The organism is Agrobacterium sp. fls2-241-TYG-188a (genome assembly GCF_030209845.1).
The window spans coordinates 1,011,420-1,032,375 of the sequence record NZ_JARVRD010000001.1 but is presented as its reverse complement, the minus strand read 5'-3'; the positions used below and the strand labels follow the sequence as shown (position 1 = coordinate 1,032,375).

At 57.2% G+C, this 20,956-nt stretch carries 18 protein-coding genes; 6 read left to right on the top strand and 12 right to left on the bottom strand.

Annotated elements, in window-relative coordinates:
• Nucleotides 1–24: 24 nt before the first annotated feature.
• The 4 genes from QRN85_RS04450 to QRN85_RS04435 form a co-directional block, all read right to left on the bottom strand.
• A complete protein-coding gene (locus QRN85_RS04450; RefSeq protein ID WP_284757107.1) occupies nucleotides 25–1,047 on the bottom strand; it encodes an LLM class flavin-dependent oxidoreductase in 1,023 nt (340 codons plus the stop codon).
• 48 nt (nucleotides 1,048–1,095) lie between these two features.
• Nucleotides 1,096–2,226: a quaternary amine ABC transporter ATP-binding protein gene (locus QRN85_RS04445; RefSeq protein ID WP_284757108.1), complete on the bottom strand. Its 1,131-nt coding sequence runs from the start codon at nucleotides 2,224–2,226 to the stop codon at nucleotides 1,096–1,098.
• Nucleotides 2,219–3,106 carry an ABC transporter permease gene (locus QRN85_RS04440; protein WP_062588415.1) on the bottom strand — a complete coding sequence of 296 codons (888 nt, stop codon included), beginning with the start codon at nucleotides 3,104–3,106 and terminating at the stop codon, nucleotides 2,219–2,221. Before QRN85_RS04440 ends, QRN85_RS04445 begins: the two co-directional genes overlap by 8 nt.
• A gap of 99 nt (nucleotides 3,107–3,205) precedes the next feature.
• Nucleotides 3,206–4,207: an ABC transporter substrate-binding protein gene (locus QRN85_RS04435; RefSeq protein WP_062588086.1), complete on the bottom strand. Its 1,002-nt coding sequence runs from the start codon at nucleotides 4,205–4,207 to the stop codon at nucleotides 3,206–3,208.
• 380 nt (nucleotides 4,208–4,587) lie between these two features.
• On the opposite strand from QRN85_RS04435, the gene fba reads away from it, so the two are divergent.
• Nucleotides 4,588–5,652: a class II fructose-bisphosphate aldolase gene (gene fba, locus QRN85_RS04430; RefSeq protein WP_062588084.1), complete on the top strand. Its 1,065-nt coding sequence runs from the start codon at nucleotides 4,588–4,590 to the stop codon at nucleotides 5,650–5,652.
• A gap of 765 nt (nucleotides 5,653–6,417) precedes the next feature.
• Here fba and QRN85_RS04425 read toward each other — a convergent pair.
• From QRN85_RS04425 to QRN85_RS04390, 8 genes are all read right to left on the bottom strand, one after another.
• Nucleotides 6,418–8,139 (bottom strand): ABC transporter substrate-binding protein, encoded by a 1,722-nt coding sequence (locus QRN85_RS04425; RefSeq protein WP_113091836.1) that lies wholly within the window; start codon nucleotides 8,137–8,139, stop codon nucleotides 6,418–6,420.
• A 77-nt stretch (nucleotides 8,140–8,216) separates the two neighbouring features.
• A complete protein-coding gene (locus QRN85_RS04420) occupies nucleotides 8,217–8,498 on the bottom strand; it encodes a DUF2160 domain-containing protein (protein WP_284757109.1) in 282 nt (93 codons plus the stop codon).
• 14 nt (nucleotides 8,499–8,512) lie between these two features.
• Nucleotides 8,513–9,331: a carbohydrate ABC transporter permease gene (locus QRN85_RS04415; RefSeq protein WP_042616922.1), complete on the bottom strand. Its 819-nt coding sequence runs from the start codon at nucleotides 9,329–9,331 to the stop codon at nucleotides 8,513–8,515.
• A gap of 14 nt (nucleotides 9,332–9,345) precedes the next feature.
• Complete coding sequence (locus tag QRN85_RS04410; protein WP_113091834.1) at nucleotides 9,346–10,212, bottom strand: carbohydrate ABC transporter permease; 867 nt, start codon at nucleotides 10,210–10,212, stop codon at nucleotides 9,346–9,348.
• Between the two features lie 3 nt (nucleotides 10,213–10,215).
• Nucleotides 10,216–11,286 (bottom strand): ABC transporter ATP-binding protein, encoded by a 1,071-nt coding sequence (locus QRN85_RS04405; RefSeq protein WP_284757110.1) that lies wholly within the window; start codon nucleotides 11,284–11,286, stop codon nucleotides 10,216–10,218.
• Between the two features lie 12 nt (nucleotides 11,287–11,298).
• Nucleotides 11,299–12,381, bottom strand: a complete 1,083-nt coding sequence (locus tag QRN85_RS04400; RefSeq protein WP_284757111.1) for an ABC transporter ATP-binding protein — start codon at nucleotides 12,379–12,381, stop codon at nucleotides 11,299–11,301.
• Nucleotides 12,382–12,452: 71 nt separating this feature from the next.
• Nucleotides 12,453–13,961, bottom strand: a complete 1,509-nt coding sequence (gene glpD / locus QRN85_RS04395; protein WP_284757112.1) for a glycerol-3-phosphate dehydrogenase — start codon at nucleotides 13,959–13,961, stop codon at nucleotides 12,453–12,455.
• Between the two features lie 104 nt (nucleotides 13,962–14,065).
• Nucleotides 14,066–14,845, bottom strand: a complete 780-nt coding sequence (locus tag QRN85_RS04390; protein WP_113097978.1) for a DeoR/GlpR family DNA-binding transcription regulator — start codon at nucleotides 14,843–14,845, stop codon at nucleotides 14,066–14,068.
• A 210-nt stretch (nucleotides 14,846–15,055) separates the two neighbouring features.
• Here QRN85_RS04390 and QRN85_RS04385 point away from each other — a divergent pair, with 210 nt between their 5' ends.
• From QRN85_RS04385 to QRN85_RS04365, 5 genes are all read left to right on the top strand, one after another.
• Nucleotides 15,056–16,654: a peptide ABC transporter substrate-binding protein gene (locus tag QRN85_RS04385; protein ID WP_113091829.1), complete on the top strand. Its 1,599-nt coding sequence runs from the start codon at nucleotides 15,056–15,058 to the stop codon at nucleotides 16,652–16,654.
• Nucleotides 16,655–16,800: 146 nt separating this feature from the next.
• Entirely contained in the window at nucleotides 16,801–17,724 is a 924-nt protein-coding gene (gene oppB / locus QRN85_RS04380) for an oligopeptide ABC transporter permease OppB (protein ID WP_062588065.1), read from the top strand.
• On the top strand, nucleotides 17,717–18,847 hold the full coding sequence (locus tag QRN85_RS04375; RefSeq protein ID WP_113091828.1) for an ABC transporter permease: 1,131 nt from the start codon (nucleotides 17,717–17,719) through the stop codon (nucleotides 18,845–18,847). Before oppB ends, QRN85_RS04375 begins: the two co-directional genes overlap by 8 nt.
• 1 nt (nucleotide 18,848) lies before the next feature.
• Nucleotides 18,849–20,459 carry an ABC transporter ATP-binding protein gene (locus QRN85_RS04370; RefSeq protein WP_113091827.1) on the top strand — a complete coding sequence of 537 codons (1,611 nt, stop codon included), beginning with the start codon at nucleotides 18,849–18,851 and terminating at the stop codon, nucleotides 20,457–20,459.
• A gap of 157 nt (nucleotides 20,460–20,616) precedes the next feature.
• Complete coding sequence (locus QRN85_RS04365) at nucleotides 20,617–20,907, top strand: hypothetical protein (protein WP_502870755.1); 291 nt, start codon at nucleotides 20,617–20,619, stop codon at nucleotides 20,905–20,907.
• Nucleotides 20,908–20,956: the final 49 nt, after the last annotated feature.

Genomic DNA, 20,956 nt, shown 5'->3' with positions numbered 1-20,956 from the left:
CGATCAATGCCGTGCAGCCTGCAATCAACGCCAGCCGAGTTCCGGCGCGACGTATTTGAGAATGGAGTCGAGGACGTGGACGTTGTATTCGACACCCAGCTGGTTCGGGATTGTCAGAAGCAGCGTATCGGCTTCGGCAATCGCTTCATCCTGCGCAAGCTCCTTGACCAGAGTTTCTGGATCGGCCGCATAGGAACGTCCGAAGATGGCGCGCGTGCTGGCGTCGAGATATCCGATGCTGTCGCTTTCCTTGCTGCCGCGACCGAAATAGGCGCGGTCACGGTCATCCACCAGCGCAAAGATGCTGCGGCTGACGGATACGCGCGGCTCGCGGCTGTGGCCCGCTTCCTTCCAGGCCTGGCGATAGGCACGGATCTGCGCCGCTTGCTGAACATGGAAAGGCTCGCCGGTCTCGTCGTTCTTCAGCGTCGAGCTTTGCAGGTTCATGCCAAGCTTTGCGGCCCATATTGCCGTCGCGTTGGAGCCGGCACCCCACCAGATACGGTCGCGAAGACCCTCGGAGTGCGGTTCCAGCCTTAGCATTCCCGGCGGGTTCGGGAACATCGGGTGCGGGTTGGGCTCGGCAAAACCTTCGCCCTTCAGCACCTCCAGAAACACCTCGGCGCTGTGCCGTCCCATTTCCGCATCATCGGACCCTTCTTTCGGCTGGTAACCGAAATAGCGCCAGCCATCGATGACCTGTTCGGGAGAGCCTCGGCTGATGCCCAGTTGCAGACGGCCATCCGAAATCAGGTCGGCCGCACCCGCATCTTCCGCCATGTAGAGCGGGTTCTCATACCGCATGTCGATGACGCCGGTGCCGATCTCGATCGTCTTCGTTCGCGCGCCCACGGCTGCCAGCAGCGGAAAGGGAGAGGCCAGCTGGCGGGCAAAGTGGTGCACGCGGAAATAGGCTCCGTCGACGCCGATCTCTTCAGCTGCAACGGAAAGCTCGATGGATTGCTTCAGCACATCTTTTGCCGTACGGGCCTGCGAGTGCGGGCCGGGGCTCCAGTGACCGAAGGACAAAAAGCCGATCTTCTTCATGTGTTTTCACCTGTAACGCATATGTTTCGTTGCCGAACATATAGTGCGCTACGCGGTGAATGTATCGGCAGGATTGTGAACAGTCTGTTCAGGCCTTGACGCCGCAGTGCCATCAGTCCGGCTTTTGGCCCCCGTATCCGTAACGCCAGCGTTGACAATCGCGCTGGCAAGCTGGCGGAAACTGACCGTTCCCACAACTTCGCCAGAGGCTGCAGTAACCGCCGCATCGTCCTCTCCGCTGATCGACAATGTGCGCATGGCTTCTTCGACGCTGGTTTCCGCTGGAATGGACTGACGATGATAGCCGCCGCCCACCCTGGTGGGCGACATGATGGCTTCGACGGTGATGACGCGTCCGCGGTTCACTTCCTTGACGAAGGTCGCGATGTAATCATCTGCCGGGCGAAGCACGATGTCCTGGCTGGTGCCCTGCTGAATGACCTCGCCATCTCGCAGGATTGCGATCTGGTCTCCAAGCCTTAGAGCCTCATCGAGATCGTGGGTGATGAAAACGATGGTCTTCTTGATCTCCTTCTGGATGTCGAGAAGCACCGTTTGCATGTCGGTGCGGATGAGAGGGTCGAGCGCGGAATAGGCTTCATCCATCAACAGCACCGGTGCGTCGTTGGAAAGTGCGCGCGCAAGTCCGACGCGCTGCTGCATTCCGCCCGACAGCTGGTTGGGAAAACGGGTTTCATAGCCCTTCAATCCGACACGCTCCAGCCAGCCCATCGCCACTTCCACGCTTCGGGCCCGGGATATGCCCTGCACCTCCAGGCCGTAGACCGTGTTATCCAGCACGTTGCGGTGTGGCAGGAGGGCAAACTTCTGGAAGACCATGGCTGTCTGGTGGCGGCGGAAATTGCGCAGCTCCTGCACGTTCATTTTTACAACGTCCACGCCGTCCACCAGCACCTCGCCCGCCGTGGGGTCAATCAGTCGGTTGATGTGTCTGATCAGCGTGGATTTGCCGGAGCCCGAAAGCCCCATGATGACCTGTATGCAGCCCGAAGGAATATCGATATTGATATTCCGCAGACCGAGGACGTGACCATGTTTTTCATTCAGCTCCGTCTTGCTCATGCCGTTCCTCACGGCATCGACAAAGGTCTGAGCATTGCTGCCGAAAACCTTGTAGAGATTTCTGATTTTGATGCCGCCGAATGCGCCTTCAGCCATGGGTCATCTCCTGATGTTTCTGGAGCCTCTTGCCATAAGCCTGGCTGATGCGATCGAAGATGATGGCGATGCCGACAATGGCAAGGCCGTTGAAGATGCCGAGCGTGAAATACTGGTTGGCAATTGCCTTGAGGACAGGCTGACCCAGTCCCTGCACCCCGATCATCGAGGCGATGACGACCATGGCCAGCGCCATCATGATGGTCTGGTTGATGCCAGCCATGATGGTGGGAAGGGCGAGCGGCAGCTGAACCTTGAAGAGCTTCTGCCAGCCGGAAGAGCCGAAGGCATCGGCTGCTTCCAGCACATCGCGGTCTACCAGGCGGATGCCGAGATTGGTGAGCCGTATCATGGGAGGAATGGCGTAGATCACCACGGCGATCAGGCCCGGAACCCTGCCAATACCCAGAAGCATGACCACCGGGATGAGGTAGACGAAGCTTGGCATCGTCTGCATCACATCGAGAATGGGATTGACGACCCGCTGGAAGCGATTGGAATGGGACATGGCAATGCCAATGGGCAGGCCGATGACGATGGAGAGAACCGTGCAGACAAAGATCATCGAGATCGTCCGCATCGTATCCGTCCACATGTCGAAATAGCCGATGGCCAGCAGCGTGAACATGCAGCCTGCGACGATCTTGGCGCTGCGGCTGGCAAACCAGGCAATGACCATGATGATCAGAATAATGATCGGCCATGGCGTCTGTGTCATGAACCGTTCTGCGGCAATCAGGAACTGCTGCAGGGGTGAGAAGAAACCTTCAATCGTGCCTCCCCAGGCACGGGTAAATTCACGAAAGCCATCATCGATCATCTTTTTCAGATTGCGAAGGCCATCGTCGTTCATGTGCGGAAACGCGTAAAACCAGTCCATGAAATTCCCCAGAGTTCGCGACGACGGGCGACTGGCAATGGCCAGCCGCCTGTTCTCTTGCGTGGTTGCAGGCGCAAGCGCCGGCAGCAGGGATGCGCGTCAGAGCGAAGCCTTGATTTTCTCGGCAGCCTCGGCAGAGACCCATTTGGTCCAGATATCGGGGTTTTCTTTCAGGAAGTGCTTGGCGCTGTCTTCACCCGTCGCCTGGTTGTCCGTCATCCATGCCATCAGCTTGTTGACGGTGTTGTTGCTCCAGGACCGCTTGTTGAGATAATCCATCACGGCAGGTCCGGCCTTCTCCGAGAAAGGCTTCGCAACGAGCGTCACGACCTTGTCGACAGGCCATGCATTCGGCTTGGGATCCGGACAATCCGCAACGGTGTTGCAGCGTTTCCATTCGGCGGGATCGGCGGCAACACCCGGCTCCAGCTTGACCATCTCATATTTGCCGAGAAGTGCCGTTGGCGACCAGTAGTACCCGACCCATGGCTGCTTGCGTTCATATGCCTTGGCAATGGAGCCGTCGAGACCGGCAGACGAACCGCTGTCGATGAGGTTGAAGCCCGCCTTTTCAGCGCCGAATGCCTTGTAGAGCTGCGCCGTGACAACGGTGCCGCCCCAACCCTGCGGGCCGTTCACGATGGCGCCCTTGTCAGGGTTTTCTGCATCGGGAAACAGCTTGGGGTTTTTCATCAAGTCGCCGATCGTCTTGATCTCCGGGTGGGCTTCAGCCACGTATTTGGGTATCCACCAACCCTGAATGCCGCCATCCGGCAAGGCCGTTGCGGCAACGACAAGTTTGCCTTCGTCGACGCCGCGCTTGACGACTTCTGGCAATGTATCGGCCCATGCCTCAGGCGCGATATCCGGTTGCCCTTTTTCCACCATGGAGGTGATGGTGGGGACAGTATCGCCGACGGTAATATCGGCGCTGCAGCCATAGCCTTCGTTGAGAATGATCTTGTCGATATTGGAGAGCACTTCCGCGCTCTGCCAGTTCATGCTGGCGATTGTCGGGCTACCGCAATCTGCGGCGCTGGATGCGGAGGCGCCAGCCAACAGGCCGAACACCAGACAGGTTGATGCAAGCAGTTTATTCATCGCTGTTCCCTTTATTGGCGGCGCTTATAAGAGAGCAGACCTGCCGCTGGGCCTGCCACTGTTCTTGTCTTTTGCAAGGTTGCAGGGATGATGGCGCGAAGGCCGCCCGCAACCTGCACAAAATGCGACGGTGATCTGCCAAACCACGACAGCCGCCCGATTTTAATCTTCTGTCAAGATTTTCGGCTGGAAGCGCCAAAATGGCTCTCGCAAGCCTGAAATGGCCAGAGAAACTGCGCGAAAAGGCCCAATCTTTGCTGATAGCTGTCAAAAAAAGCTGGATAGTTCCTATTCCCGGGGCAATAGTACACATCCGTTCCTTGGCGGATGGGTGAAAAAAGCATCTCGTTTTCAAATCAGATTGTTTAAGGGGAAATACCTTGGCTCGAATAACGCTCCGACAGTTGCTCGATCACGCGGCAGAACACGGCTACGGCGTACCTGCCTTCAACATCAACAATATGGAGCAGGCGCTGGCCATCATGGATGCGGCGGATGCGACCAATTCTCCCGTGATCATGCAGGCATCGCGTGGTGCACGCGCCTATGCCAATGATATTATGCTCAAACACATGATGGACGCGGTTGTGGAAATTTATCCGCATATTCCCGTTTGTGTTCATCTCGACCACGGCAATGAACCGGCCAGCTGTATGACCGCCATCCAGGCCGGTTTTACATCCGTCATGATGGATGGCTCGCTGAAGGCCGATGGCAAGACGCCGGGTGACTGGGATTACAATGTCGGCGTCACGCGTCAGGTCACAGACATGGCCCATTACGGCGGCATTTCCGTGGAAGGTGAACTCGGTGTGCTCGGTTCGCTCGAAAGCGGCATGGGCGAGGCTGAAGATGGCCACGGCGCCGAAGGCGTTCTGTCCCATGACCAGTTGCTGACAGACCCGGACGAGGCCGTGAAATTCGTTCGCGAAACCAAGGTGGACGCGCTGGCCGTTGCAATGGGCACGAGCCACGGCGCCTACAAGTTCACCCGCCGCCCCGATGGCACCGTGCTTGCCATGAATGTCATCGAGGAAATCCATAACAAGCTGCCAAACACGCACCTTGTCATGCATGGCTCCTCCACCGTGCCGCAGGACCTGCAGGATATCATCAATTCCTATGGCGGCGCGATCAAGCCGACCTGGGGCGTTCCGATCGAGGAAATCCAGCGCGGCATCAAGAACGGCGTGCGCAAGATCAACATCGACACCGACTGCCGCATGGCCATCACCGGCCAGATCCGCAAGGTGCTGATGGAAGAACCGGCAGAGTTCGATCTGCGCAAATATCTGAAGCCTGCCCGGGAAGCCATGACGAAGCTCTGCAAGGAACGTTTCGAACTCTTCTGGACCGAGGGACAGGCGTCCAAGATCACGCCTATTCCGCTGCGTGACATGGCAAAGCGCTATGCGTCCGGCTCGCTGGACCCGGTTATTTCGTAATTGGCATTTGAAGTAAAAGCCGGGGCGGTGATACCGTCCCGGCTTTTTTGTTTTGGAGCGTGACGCTTCTCCCCGTCACCCCGGCCTCGAGCCGGGGTCCAGCCAGCGCGCGTCTGCGCGCCGAGGAAAGTTCTTTCAGCCCAAAGACTTGGGCTGACTGGATACCGGCTCAAGGCCGGTATGACGGTGGTGAGTGTGGTGCGATGAAAAGAGTGCAGCAAGCCACCCTCCGCACGTTTCAACCCCGCCAAGTTACCTCTGCCATTTCATGACCAACTCGACGTAATTGACGGTCATCTTTACTTTTGGAATGGATGAGAACTTCTCTCCGTCACCCCGGCCTCGAGCCGGGGTCCAGCCGGTGCGCGTCTGCGCGCCAAGTAAGGTTCTTTCAGCCCAAAGACTTGGGCTGACGGGATACCGGCTCAAGGCCGGTATGACGGTGGTGTGTATGGTGCGATAAAAAAGAGAGCAGCGAGCTGCCCTCTGCACGGTTCAATTCCACAGTATAACCTCTGCCATTTCATGGCCAACTCGGCGTAACTGACGGTCATCTCTAGTTTTGGAACGGATGACGCTTCTCTCCGTCACCCCGGCCTCGAGCCGGGGTCCAGCTGGCGCGCGTCTGCGCGCCGAGAAAGGTTCTTTCAGCCCAAAGACTTGGGCTGGCTGGATACCGGCTCAAGGCCGGTATGACGGTGGTGAGTGTGATGCGATGAAAAAGAGGGCAGCAAGCTGCCCTCTCAACGTTTCAATCCCGCAGACTTACTTCTGCCAGCTCTTGACTAGTTCGTCGTAGTTGACGGTCATCGGCTTTTCTTTTTCGTTGGCGACCTTCAGCTGTGGTGCAAGGTGGCCCTTGGAAACGGCGTCCTTGTTCCAATATTCAAGGTCATGCTCTTCGGCCAGCTTCGGTCCGATTTCGCCCTGAACGCCAGCGCGTTCCAGACGCTGCAGAACCTTTTCCTGTTCGGCGCAAAGCGAGTCCATGGCTTCCTGCGCGGTTTTTGCGCCCGAGGACGCATCACCCACGGCCTGCCACCACAGCTGTGCCAGCTTTGGATAGTCAGGAACGTTGGTGCCGGTTGGCGACCATTGAACGCGGGCAGGCGAACGGTAGAACTCGATCAGGCCGCCGAGATCCTTCGCACGCTTGGTGAAGCTCTCGTGGTTGATCGAGGAGTCGCGCGTCAGAGTCAGGCCGACATGGCTCTTCTTCACGTCCACTGTCTTTGAGGTCACGAACTGCGCGTAGAGCCATGCGGCCTTGGCGCGGTCGTCAGGCGTGGATTTCATCAGCGTCCAGGAGCCGACGTCCTGATAGCCAAGCTTCATGCCATCCTTCCAGTAGACGCCGTGCGGGGAAGGAGCCATGCGCCATTTCGGCGTGCCGTCCTCGTTCACGACAGGCAGGCCCTTCTTGACGGCATCAGCCGTAAAGGCCGTGTACCAGAAAATCTGCTGCGCTACTTCGCCCTGCGCCGGTACGGGACCGGATTCGGAGAAGTTCATGCCCTGCGCGGCAGGAGGAGCATAGGCCTTCATCCAGTCGAGATATTTCTGGATGGCGTAGACCGAGGCCGGGCCGTTGGTATCGCCACCGCGTGCAACGCAGGAGCCGACCGGCTGGGACTTGTCGTTGACCTTGATACCCCATTCATCGACCGGCAGACCGTTCGGCAGGCCCTTGTCGCCGTTACCAGCCATGGACAGCCAGGCATCGGTGAAGCGCCAGCCCAGCGATGGGTCTTTCTTGCCATAATCCATATGGCCATAGACCTTCTTGCCGTTGATTTCACGACCGGTGAAAAACTCAGCAATGTCTTCATAGGCAGACCAGTTGACGGGAACGCCGAGATCATAGCCGTATTTAGCCTTGAAATCCGCCTTGTTCTTCTCGTCGTTGAACCAGTCATAACGGAACCAGTAGAGGTTCGCGAACTGCTGGTCCGGCAGTTGGTAGAGCTTGCCATCAGGTGCCGTTGTGAACTTGGTGCCGATGAAGTCCTTCAGGTCAAGGCCGGGGTTGGTCACGTCCTTGCCTTCCTTCGCCATCCAGTCCGTCAGGTTGCGCACCTGCTGATAGCGCCAGTGCGTGCCGATCAGGTCGCTATCGTTGACAAAGGCATCATAGATGTTTTCACCAGACTGCATTTGTGTCTGCAGCTTTTCAACCACGTCACCTTCACCAATCAGGTCGTGGGTGATCTTGATGCCGGTGATTTCGGTGAAGGCTTTCGCAAGCACCTTGGATTCATATTCATGCGTCGTCAGCGTTTCCGAGACAACCTTGATATCCATGCCGGCAAAAGGCTTTGCCGCATCGATAAACCATTGCATTTCCTTTTCCTGCTCTGCGCGGGAAAGGCTGGAGAGATCGCCGATCTCCTTGTCCAGGAAGGTCTTGGCCTCGTTCATTCCGGCGTTTGCCACGCCGGCCAGTGCCAGCAGGGATGCTGCTGTCGTCGTCAAAAGATGCATTCGCATAATCATCCTCCCAAGGTTTGCGATTGCGTAACGATAGATCCGGGCGGTCCTCCCTCCCGGTATTTCAGTCGGAGAGCCTAGACGAAGCGGAAGACGCCAATCGCATAGACCACCGAAAGAGCCAGTGCCCACCAGAGGCCGGGGCCGACGAGGCCAAGCCAACCGAGGTGGATGAATGCAGAGCCGAGCAGCGAAACGAACAGGCGGTCGCCGCGTGTGGTTTCAAAGCGCAGCACGCCGATACGCGGATTGCCGCCGGGCGACACATATTCCCAAACCGCCATGCCGATCAGAAGCGCCAGAATGGTCAGAAAAAACAGTGCCGTGGGTAACGTCCACGCCATCCAGGAAAAACTCATCTCCTCTTCCTTTCTTAGACGCGGCCGAGGGCAAAGCCCTTGGCGATGTAGTTTCGGACGAAATAGATGACCAGCGCGCCCGGAATGATGGTGAGCACACCTGCGGCAGCCAGCACGCCCCAATCCATGCCCGAGGCGGAGACGGTGCGTGTCATGGTGGCCGCAATCGGCTTTGCGGCGGTTGTCGTCAGCGTTCTCGCCAACAGCAGTTCAACCCATGAGAACATGAAGCAGAAGAAGGCCGCGACACCGATGCCGCTTGCAATCAGGGGCATGAAGATTTTCACGAAAAAGCGCGGGAAGGAATAACCGTCAATATAGGCGGTCTCATCGATTTCCTTCGGCACGCCCGACATGAAGCCTTCGAGAATCCAGACCGCCAGCGGGACGTTGAACAGGCAGTGGGCAATGGCCACTGCGATGTGCGTATCGATCAGGCCGAAGGCGGAATAGAGCTGGAAGAAGGGCAGGGCAAACACGGCGGGTGGCGCCATGCGGTTTGTCAGCAGCCAGAAAAACAGGTGCTTGTCGCCCAAAAAGCGGTAGCGCGAGAAGGCGTAGGCGGCAGGCAGTGCGGCGGCAACCGAGATCACCGTGTTCATCACCACATAGATGATGGAGTTGATATAGCCGTTATACCAGGCCGGGTCGGTAAAGATGACGGTGTAATTGCGCAGCGTCGGGTTTTGCGGCCACAGCGAAAAGGCCCCGAGAATCTCGCCGTTTTCCTTGAAGCTCATATTGACGAGCCAGTAGATCGGCAGCAGCAGGAACAGGATGTAGATCGTCGGGATCAGAAAGGAGAAGCGCGTGATGGACTTTGAATTGCTCATGATAATCTCCTTTCTCACGCCTGTTCGTCGCTATTGGTCATGACGGTGTAGAAGATCCAGGACAGGGCAAGGATAATCAGGAAGTAGATGATCGACATGGCCGCCGCTGGTCCCAGGTCGAACTGGCCGACCGCCATTTTCACAAGATCGATCGAGAGGAAGGTGGTGGAATTGCCTGGGCCGCCGCCGGTAACCACGAAGGGTTCGGTGTAGATCATGAAGCTGTCCATGAAACGCAGCAGCACGGCAATCAGTAGCACGCGCTTCATCTTCGGCAACTGGATATAGCGGAAGACTGACCAGCGCGATGCGCCATCGATACGCGCCGCCTGATAATAAGCGTCGGGAATCGAGACCAGACCGGCATAGCACAGCAGCACCACAAGGCTCGTCCAGTGCCAGACATCCATGATGATGACCGTTGCCCAGGCATCCACAGGGTCCTGCGTGTAATTATAATCGATGCCAAGCATCGACAGGTAATGGCCGAGGAAGCCGATATCGACGCGGCCAAAGACCTGCCAGATCGTGCCAACCACGTTCCACGGAATGAGAAGCGGCAGTGCCATGAGCACGAGGCAGACGGGCACGCCGAGTCCAGTCTTCGGCATATTCAGCGCGATCAGAATTCCGAGCGGTATCTGGATTGCCAGAATGACGAAGGAGAAAATCAGGTTGCGCATCAGCGCATCCCAGAAGCGGGGCGAGTGCAGCATCTGCACGAACCAATCGGTTCCGGCCCAGAAGAACTGGTTGTTTCCGAACGTATCCTGAACCGAATAGTTCACCACGGTCATCAGCGGAATGACGGCGGAAAATGCGACGAGTATGAGAACCGGGATGACCAGAAACCAGGCCTTGTTGTTGACGGTTTTTTCCATGGCTCAGGCTCCCGTGCCAACGCGCCAGCTATCGGCGTAAATACCGATGGCATTGGGATCGAACGTGACATGCGGCTCAGACGGGATATCGCCATCCTCAGGCATGACCACGGTCAGCGGATGTCCGGCAAAGCTGGCGCGCACGATCTTCTGCCGCCCGATATCTTCCACCTTGCTAATGGTGACCGGCATGCCCTGGCGCCCAAGCGAGATGAATTCAGGACGAATGCCAAGCTCTGTCTTTGCGCCCGCCGCCACCTTTGGTGCTGCGGAAAGCGACACATTCTGGTCGCCGATGCGGGCCTCGGCGCCATCCAGCGCCACCGGCATGAAGTTCATGCCCGGCGAGCCAATGAAGTAGCCAACGAAAGTATGGCTTGGCCGTTCGAACAACTCCGCAGGCGTGCCGATCTGCACGATCTGGCCATCATACATGACGACGACCTTGTCAGCGAAAGTCATGGCTTCTGTCTGGTCATGCGTGACATAGACCATGGTGAAGCCGAACTGCTTGTGAAGCCGCTTCAATTGTGAGCGCAGCACCCATTTCATATGCGGGTCGATGACCGTTAGCGGCTCATCGAAGAGGATGGCGTTGACGTCGTTGCGGACGAGCCCACGGCCCAGCGAAATCTTCTGCTTCTGGTCTGCCGTCAGCCGGTGTGCGCGGCGCTTGGCCCAGGATGACAGGTCGATCATCTCAAGGATTTCGTTGACGCGGCGGTCCACATCGGTTTCCGAAACGCCGCGATTGCGCAGCGGAAAGGCCAGATTGTCGTATACGGTCATGGTGTCGTAAATGACTGGAAACTGGAAGACCTGCGCGATGTTGCGCTGCTCTGTGGGCAGATTGGTGACGTCCTTGCCATCGAAGAGGATACGCCCGTCCGAGGGATTGATGAGACCGGAGATGATATTGAGCAGGGTCGTCTTGCCGCAGCCGGAGGGGCCGAGCAGCGCATAGGCGCCGCCATCGCTCCACTCGTAGTTCACTTCCTTGAGGGCATAATCATTGGCCGCCTTGGCCTTGGCGTTATAGGCGTGGCGGATGTGATCGAGACTGATGCGTGCCATGATCTCTTCTCCTCACGCGGCCAGATGTTGCGGGGCGCCAAGCGAGCGGCCATTCGCGTCGAACGCCATCAGATGGCGGGTGTCGAGATAAATATCGATCTGCCTGTCCGGCTCGATGTCAAGAATGCCGCGCGTCAGCATGACCCAGCGATTGCCGGCAAAATCGACATGCACAAAGCTTTCGGAACCGGCGATTTCGGAAATCAGCGTCTTTGCAGAAAGTCTGACCGCACCGTCATGGGCAGGCATGGGATAGAGGTGATGCGGGTGGAAGGCCACGGTCACGGGGCCATCCGCAATACCGGCAAGATGGGCGGGAACTTCGAAAACGGGTTTGCCGTCATTGAGGAATGATGCGCCGGAGCGGGTGAGTTCGATGATGTTGAGCGGCGGATCGGCAAAGGTGCGGGCGGAAATCAGATCGACCGGGTTGCGGTAGAGGTCGATTGTACTGCCATATTGCGTGATGCGGCCCTGATGCAGCGTCGCGGTATTGCCGCCCAGAAGCAGGGCTTCCGATGGCTCCGTGGTCGCATAGACAAAGATCGCGCCGGAAAGGGCAAAAATCTTCGGCAATTCCTCGCGAAGCTCTTCGCGCAGCTTGTAATCCAGATTGGCCAGCGGCTCATCGAGCAGCACCAGACTTGCATTCTTGACGATGGCGCGGGCGAGCGCCGTGCGCTGCTGTTGGCCACCGGAAAGGTTGAGCGGGGTGCGGTCGAGGTAAGGTGTCAGCCGCAGCAGATCCGCCGCCCTCCGCACTTCGCGGTCGATGGTGGCTGCGTCCTTCTTGGCAATGCGCATCGGGGAGGCGATGTTCTCGTAAACGGTGAGCGCCGGGTAATTGATGAATTGCTGGTAGACCATGGCCACGCTGCGGTCCTGCACGCGCTTGCCCGTCACATCCGCGCCATCGAACAGCAACTGCCCTTCGGTCGGTTTGTCCAGACCGGCCATCAGCCGCATCAGTGATGTTTTTCCAGAAAGCGTCGGCCCCAGCAGCACGTTGAGCGTGCCCCGCTTGAGGGTCAGATTGGTGGGGTAGATGTGGTACTCACCACCCACTATCTTGGCGATATTGCGTAATTCCAGCATGCCGTCCCGAGGCCTCCCAACCTGCAAGATTCTGCTTCAATGTCAGTGTTTTGTGCCCCTGCGGGCATTCGTCAGACGGCAATCGCCGCCATATAGTCGTTCAGCGCGGCTGCTTCTTCCTTGGAAAAATGCAGGCCCTGCTTCGTTCTGCGCCACAACACGTCGTCGCTCGTTCTGGCCCATTCCTGACGCATCAGCCATTCGACTTCGCGCTCATAGAGATCGCCGCCGAAATGCTGGCCGAGTGCCTCCATGCTTTTTGCATCGCCCAGAATGGCATATGCTTTCGTACCATAGAGACGCACCAGTCTGCGCGCCTGCCGTTCAGATAGAAAGCTATACTTTGTGGTGAGTTTGTTCACCTCGGCTTCGTAACCGGTGGCCGCGAAATCACCGCCCGGAAGCGAGCTTTTTGCCGTCCATGGCGCGCCCTTGCCGCCAATCGCCTCACCGATCTTCTCCAGCGCGTGTTCCGCCAATCGGCGATATGTCGTCAGCTTGCCTCCGAAAACATTCAGCAATGGCGCTTCGCCATCCGTGTTCTCAAGCTTCAAGACATAGTCACGCGTGGCTTCCTGCGCCTTGGAGGCGCCGTCATCATAGAGCGGGCGCACCGCAGAATAGGTCCAGACAATATCATCCTTTGTGACCGGTTCGGCGAAATATTCGCTGGCCGCATTGCAAAGATATTGTGTTTCCTCGTCGCTGATTTTCACCTGCGACGGATCACCATCATAGTCCCGGTCCGTCGTGCCGATCAGCGTGAAGTCGGTCTCATAGGGAATGGCAAAAATGATGCGGTTATCAGGGTTCTGGAAGAAATAGGCCCTGACATCGTCGAACTTCTTCTTCACGATGATATGGCTGCCCTGAACGAGGCGCACATTGTGCACCTGGTTCTTGCCCGCCGCGTTGGAAAGAACATTATCCACCCACGGACCGGATGCATTGATCAGCATTCTGGCGTGAACGGTTTTAACGATGCCGGTGGCGGCTTCCTTCACATCGACTTTCCACAGGCCGTCTTCACGACGAACGGATACGACCTTCGCACGGCTCATGATGTCGGCGCCGCGATCTGCTGCATCCCGGGCGTTCAGCACGACGAGACGTGCATCATCCACCCATCCATCCGAATATTCAAATGCCTTGGTGAAGATCGGCTTCAGGGGCTTTCCTGCTGGATCGCGCCGCATATCGAGCGACTTGGTAGCGGGTAGCAGTTTGCGACCGCCAAGATGATCATAAAGGAACAGCCCGAGCCTTATCAGCCAGGCCGGGCGCACTCCGCCCTTGTGGAATGGCAGAACAAACCGCATTGGCCAGATGATGTGCGGAGCCATGGCCCAGAGCACTTCGCGCTCCATCAACGCTTCGCGCACCAGCCGGAATTCATAATGTTCGAGGTAGCGAAGGCCGCCGTGAATGAGCTTTGTTGCGCCTGACGATGTGCCCGACGCGAAATCGTTCATTTCGGCAAGAGTGACCGAATAGCCCCGGCCAGCAGCGTCGCGCGCGATGCCGCACCCGTTGATCCCGCCACCGATCACGAAAATATCGCGGACCGCCTGCTCGTTCACTGACACTCTCCCTGGCGCGACATTCTGCCGCTTATTCTTTGGAATTCGAAATTCAGGCGAGTTAAAATGAAAACAAAGTGAATGTCAAACGAATGTTCGGGCCGTTATTTCTCTGCGTTGCCCGCACCGGTTTCGATCAATTTCACCCCGTTTTCCTTGCAGATCACCCTGACTGGCTGAAGCGGGCAACTGTCGGTGATGAAGGTGTGTACCTGGGAGATATGGCCGATGCGAACAGGCGCGGTTCGGTCGAACTTGCTGGAATCTGAAACCAGAATCACGTGACGTGCATTGGCGATGATGGCTTGCGCGACTTTCACCTCACGAAAGTCATAGTCAAGCAAGGCGCCGTCCCTGTCGATGGCCGAGACGCCGATGACGGCGTAATCCACCTTGAACTGTCGGATAAAGTCCACGGCCGCTTCCCCGACAATGCCACCATCCGAGCCGCGCACGACGCCGCCTGCAATCACCACCTCGATGCCGGGATAAATGCGTAATCGATTGGCAACGTTGATATTATTGGTGATGACCATCAGTTCGTGATGGTCCAGCAACGCCTCGCCAACGGCTTCCGTCGTGGTGCCGATATTGATGAAGAGGGAGGTGTTGTTGGGAATGAGGGCAGCGGCGGCGCGCCCGATGGCCTGTTTTTCGCTGGCAGCAATCGATCTGCGGGCCTCATAGCGGACGTTCTCGGTGCTGCTTGGAAATATCGCTCCACCATGAATACGGGTCAGCGCCCTTGCTTCGCAAAGGTCGTTCAAATCTTTGCGAATCGTCTGGGACGTCACGGAAAACCTGTTTGCCAGATCCTCGACAATGACCTTTCCTTCAGACTTTGCGAGTTCGATGATCTCAACTTGGCGGGGTGTGAAAAACATGAGGCTCTGCCCGGGCGATGATGCGAACTTTCGTTTTATTTCATTTTTCCCGGAAACGAAAGATTGGCGTCGTGCTCATTGGCACAAGTTTTCCACAATCATCCGGCGCAAATCCCGTCCATTTTTTCCAACCGATAAATATTGGGGTTGCGCCTTGGCCCGTTTTGTCCTTGTTTGCGCGTTCTCACACTTTATGGGGAAATTAAAAAAATGAATTCTATAAAAACAACAACGCGCGCCGCACTCCTGCTTGGCTCGCTACTGATTGGCGCAAGTTCTGCTCTGGCAGAAACAGTTCTGCATCGTGGCAACGCAGGAGAGCCGCAAACGCTGGATCAGGCCCAGACGTCGATCAACATCGAGTCGTTCATTCTAAAGGATCTTTATGAGGGTCTGACGATTTACGATCCTGCCGGTAAGGTCGTTGCCGGTGCAGCTGAGAGCTGGACCGTGTCAGATGATGGCACCGTTTACACGTTCAAAATCCGCGAGAATGCGAAGTGGTCGGATGGTTCGCCGGTGACGGCTGAAGATTTCGCTTTCTCGTTCAAGCGCGTTGAAGACCCTGCTACGGCTTCGAAATACGCCAACATTCTTTATCCCATCAAGAATGCAGAAAAGATCAACAAGGGCGAGGGCAAGGTCGAAGACCTCGGCGTTAAAGTCATTGACGACAGAACGCTGGAAGTCACGCTTGAGCGTCCAACACCGTTTTTCCTTGAGTTGCTGACACACCAGACCGCTCTTCCTGTCTCGAAAGCGAGCGTTGAGAAGAACGGCGCAGATTTCGTCAAGCCTGGTGTCATGGTGTCGAATGGTGCCTACAAGCTGGAAGCTCACGTTCCCAATGACAGCCTGACGGTTGTTAAAAATCCAAACCATTGGGACGCCGCCAATACCAAGATCGACAAGGTCATTTTCTACCCGATTGACGATCAGGCTGCATCGGTCCGCCGCTTCGAAGCCAAAGAGATGGACATTGCCTACAACTTCTCGGCGGATCAACTGGACCGTCTGCGCAAGTCCTATGGTGATCAGGTCCACGTCTCACCGGCTCTGGCAACCTACTATTACACCTTCGACACCCGCGAAGCGCCTTACAACGACGTTCGCGTTCGCCGCGCTCTTTCCATGGCCGTAGATCGTGATTTCCTTGCAAACGAAATCTATAGCGGCTCTCAGCTTCCGGCTTATTCCCTCGTGCCGCCGGGCATGGGCAGCTACGGCGAGCCGGCGAAGGCCGATTTCGCTAAGATGTCCCAACTGGATCGCGAAGACGAAGCCGTCAAGCTTATGAAGGAAGCCGGTTACGGCGAAGGCGGCAAGCCACTTTCGATCGAAATCCGCTACAACACCAACCCGAACCATGAGCGTGTGGCAACTGCTGTCGCCGATATGTGGAAGACCACGTTCGGTGCCAAGGTATCGATGGTCAATCTCGACGTTGCCTCGCACTATGGTTATCTCCAGGAAGGCGGAAAGTTCAACGTTGCGCGTGCCGGCTGGGTTGCCGACTATGCGGATGCTGAAAACTTCCTCGCTTTGTCTGTCTCGTCCAACAAGACCTTCAACTATTCGAAGTTCAACAATCCTGAATTCGATGCGTTGATGAAGAAGTCTTACGACGAACAAGACCCGGTTGCCCGCAACAAGATCCTTCACGAAGCAGAAACCATCCTCATGAGGGAACAGCCGATTGCGCCGTTCCTGACGCAGGCAGAGCTGTGGCTGGTGTCAGACCGGGTCAAGGGTTGGCAGGACAACGCAAATAACGCGCATCTCAGCCGCTTCCTGAGCGTATCCGAATAAGCAGTGCTGCCGCGGTGGTTCTAGATTTGTCGCGCAAGAGCTTTGAGCTTTTGCGCGACACGATCCGTAGAACGGGCTAAGCTTGCGATGCAAATAGACCTCGTTTTGCGATTTAGCCACCGTGCCATGCCCGGAGCCTAAAACTTATGATCTCTTTCATTCTGCGCCGTTTGGCGAGCGCCGTGCCGACGTTGTTCATCGTCGTCACGATTTCATTTTTTCTGATGCGGTTTGCGCCGGGTGGTCCGTTCAATCTGGAGCGGCCTTTGCCACCACAGACGATGGAAAACCTGATGAGAACCTATCATCTGGATGAACCATTGTGGCGCCAATATCTGATTTACATGAAGAACGCCGTGACCGGCGATTTCGGGCCAAGCTATATCTACAAGGACAACACCGTTGCGCAGTTGATCGGCAAGGGTCTGCCCTATTCGCTGGAACTCGGCTTTTATGCGCTTCTTCTGGCTTTGATCGGCGGCGTCCTGGCCGGCACCTTCGCGGCGCTGAGGCAGAACAGCCTCTTTGATTTCTCCTTGATGTCGGTTTCGACCGTCGGCGTGACCGTTCCGAACTTCGTTGTCGCGCCCGTTCTGACGCTGATTTTCGCCGTGCTGCTCGGTCTTCTGCCTGCCGGTAGCTGGGGCGATGGCTCGATGCGGTATCTGCTCCTGCCGATGATCGCCCTTGCCTTGCCACAGCTCGCTGTCATTGCGCGGCTCACACGCGGCTCGATGATCGAAGCCTTGCGGATGGATCATATTCGCACCGCCAAAGCCTACGGGTTGCCAAAGCGCACCGTCGTCATCGTCCACGCCATGCGTGCCGCGATGTTGCCGGTCGTTTCCTATCTTGCGCCCTGCGCCGCTGCGCTATTGACCGGCTCTGCCGTTATCGAAACGATCTTCACCATTCCCGGAGTCGGTCGCTATTTCGTGCTGGGCGCCATCAACCGTGACTACACGCTCGTCATGGGAACGGTCGTTCTCATCGCGCTGTTCGTCATCGTTTTCAATCTTGTGGTCGATATTCTTTACGGCCTTCTTGATCCGAGGGTCAGACATGACTGATATCCCCGGCACCTATGCCGTTCCCACATCGGTTAAAAGCCGCAGCCTTTTCCAGCTGGCCACGATGCGCTTCCGACGCAACAAGGCGGCCATGGCTGGCTCGATCATGCTTGTGCTGATTACGCTGTTTTCGTTTCTCGGGCCGCAATTCGTCAGCCACACCTATGATCAGGTGTTTTCATCCTATGTCTCCGTTCCGCCCAGCCTTGACGCCCGTCCGGATGTCGGGAGCCTTCAGGGCGTGATGGAGGGGGTTGCGAGCCGCGCCCGCGTCGAGCTGAAGGAGTTTGCCGTCGAAGGCAAGACATTCACCGCGACGGTGACATCTGCCACCGAAGTGGACCCGCGCACGACTCGCTATTTCGATCGCGCCAATGAGTTTGAAAACACCCGGGTCGTCGCCACGGAGGATGAAGGTCGCACGCTGAAAATAGAAGGCGATGTGAACCGCGAATATTTCTTCTTCGGTACCGATAGCAATGGTCGCGACCTTCTCGTTCGCGTCATGCTTGGCGGACAGATATCGATTGCCGTGGGCGTTTTAGCTAGCCTCGTGTCGCTTGGCATAGGCGTCGTTTATGGCGCGACCGCAGGTTATATCGGCGGGCGTGTCGACAATGCGATGATGCGTTTCGTGGAAATCCTCTATTCGCTGCCCTTTGTCTTTCTCGTCGTTGTCCTCGTCGTGTTCTTCGGACGAAGCTTCATTCTCATCTTCCTCGTTATCGGGGCAGTGGAATGGCTGGATATGGCGCGTATCGTTCGTGGCCAGACCCTTGCGCTCAAGCGGCGTGAATTCGTCGGTGCCGCACAGGCACTGGGCTTGACGGACTGGCAGATCATCCGCCGTCACATCATTCCCAACACGATTGGCCCCGTGGTTGTCTTCGTGACCGTGGTGGTGCCGAAGGTCATTCTTCTGGAAAGCTTCCTGTCCTTCCTCGGTCTTGGTGTTCAGGCGCCTTTGACCAGTTGGGGCGCGCTGATTTCGGAAGGTGCCAACAATATGCAGTCGGCCCCATGGTTGCTGATATTCCCGGCGGTCTTCTTCGTGATGACGCTGTTTTCTCTGAACTTTGTGGGTGACGGGCTGCGTGATGCGCTTGATCCCAAGGATCGTTGACATGAGTGAAACAACTGAAAACATCCTGTCGGTGCGCGATCTCAAGGTCGACTTTACGACGCCGGACGGGATCGTAAATGCCGTCAAGGGCATCGATCTGGACGTGCGCAAGGGTGAGGCCCTGGCCGTGGTCGGGGAATCCGGTTCCGGCAAAAGCCAGACCATGATGGGAATTATGGGCCTGCTGGCTTCAAACGGGCAGGTCCGTGGTTCCGCGAAATACCGGGGACGTGAACTGGTTGGACTGCCGGTCGATGATCTCAACGATATCAGAGGCGCCAAGATCACCATGATCTTCCAGGAGCCGATGACATCGCTCGATCCGCTCTACAAGATCGGCAAGCAGATTGCCGAGCCCATCATCCACCACCGAGGCTGCAGCAAGGCGGAAGCGCGAACGCGCGTCATGGAATTGTTGCAGCTTGTCGGCATTCCTGATCCGGCACGCCGTATCGATAGCTATCCGCACGAACTGTCAGGCGGGCAGCGCCAGCGTGTGATGATCGCCATGGCGCTGGCCAACGAACCCGATCTTCTCATTGCGGACGAGCCGACGACGGCGCTCGACGTGACGATTCAGGCGCAGATCCTCGACCTGCTGAAATCGCTCCAGCAGCGTTTCGGGATGGCGGTCGTCCTGATTACTCATGATCTGGGCGTCGTGCGCCATTTCGCCGACCGTGTTGCGGTCATGCGTCGTGGCGAGGTGGTTGAAACCGGTAGCACGGAAGATATTTTCGAGCGTCCGCAAGCCGACTACACCAAGATGCTGCTGGATGCAGAGCCAAGCGGACACAAGCCTCCGGTTGGCTCGGAAGCACCGCTTGTCCTTTCCGGTCAGAATGTGACGGTAGATTATGAGATACCTGGCGGCCTGTTCAAGAAGGCCTCGGTTTTCAGGGCCGTCGATGGTGTGAATGTCTCGCTGCGCCAGGGGCAGACGATTGGCATCGTTGGGGAATCCGGATCAGGCAAGTCCACCCTCGGGCGGGCATTGCTGCGCTTGACGCCTTCGAGCGGCAGGCTGTTTTTTGGCAAGAAGGAAATCTCCGGCCTGGACCGCAAAGCCATGCGACCGATGCGTCGTCAGCTTCAGCTGGTGTTTCAGGATCCCTACGGCTCGCTGTCACCGCGCCAGACCGTGGGTGAAATCATCACCGAGGGGTTGTTCGTACACGCGCCCGAACTTAGCCGCGCGGAGCGTGACAAGCGGGCCATAGAGGCTCTCCAGGAAGTCGGTCTCGACCCGGCGGCGCGCAACCGTTATCCGCACGAATTTTCCGGCGGCCAGCGGCAGCGTATAGCCATTGCGCGCGCGATCATCCTCAAGCCAGATGTCGTCATTCTCGATGAGCCGACATCTGCTCTTGATCGCTCCGTTCAGGGGCAGGTTATCGATCTGTTGCGGGACCTGCAGAAGGCCCACGGGCTGTCCTATGTCTTCATCAGCCATGATCTCTCTGTCATCAAGGCAATCTCTGACTATGTGATCGTGATGAAGGATGGAAAGATTGTCGAGGAAGGCGAAACCGACGCCGTCTTCAACAATCCCGCAGCGGACTACACGAAGACTCTGATCAAGTCTGCTTTCACCACCGAAACTGCGGCCTGATACTCGGCCCGGCCAAAGCGCCGGGCCGTTTACTTACGGTGTCAAGGAACAACGACCTCACATCCGCGTTATCTCCGGCGTGAACAATACAAGGTGCGACAAGCGCCGAGGAGGTAGAATGCTCAAGGTTATTCAAATTGCCGGTCTTGCTTTTACAATGGCCGTCTCCGGCGTTGCCATGACCGCGCCTGCCAAGGCGCAGGATATGGAGTTGAGAATTGGTCGGGATGGTGTACGTCCCGTCATCCGCGACAGAGAACTCGATCGTCGCGGCCCTCCAAGAAGAGGCTGCAGCGAACGCGAAGCCCGTGCTGCCGCCCGCGCGTCCGGTCTGCGAGATCCGGAAATCGTACGGGTCACGCCGCGCCGCGTGGTTGTAGAGGGTTTTACCCGCCGCGGCCCTGACACGATTACGTTCGCCAATGAGCGTGGATGCCCCGAAATCTAACGTGCGATTTCTAGCCCGTTAATCGACCACGATATTGAAACTCGCCTTG